The following is a 406-nucleotide window of genomic DNA, read 5'->3' as shown; positions in this document are numbered from 1 at the left end:
TCTCTTCGTTATTACTGCATAGGATAAATTTCCCAAAGAACTCAACCTCTCGTTTGTCCTTCCCTTTGGCTTCTAACTTATTGATATTGGTTGTACTCAGGTATTTAATACGCTCTGTCAGCTCTTCTTTATTGAACAACACTTCATCAATACATATTAAAAGCTTGTTCGCCCAATCGGCATTAAACTGACTACTGAAACTATCATTCGTCAAATAGGTCATATTATTGTCAAAGATTTCTTTGAGCCATTTTAAAAAGGTGCTTTTTCCTGTGGAACGTTCTTTAGATACCAAACACAATATTGGTAAGACTTGGATAGGTTTTAAATACAATAACTGTAAATAGTCCAATCCAAGTTCATAATGTTCTCCAAATATGTGTGTAACGAATTTTAAGGATAAGGC

1 protein-coding gene is annotated in these 406 nt (G+C 34.0%); it reads right to left on the bottom strand.

Annotated features, from left to right (window positions below; genetic code table 11):
* The coding region (locus MWU65_RS17595; protein WP_247079975.1) for a primase-helicase family protein at positions 1-406 on the bottom strand (406 nt) is incomplete at both ends.

It is taken from the genome of Cellulophaga sp. F20128, assembly GCF_023015805.1.
Lineage (GTDB): Bacteria > Bacteroidota > Bacteroidia > Flavobacteriales > Flavobacteriaceae > Cellulophaga.
This window is presented reverse-complemented; position numbering and strand designations above follow the sequence as displayed.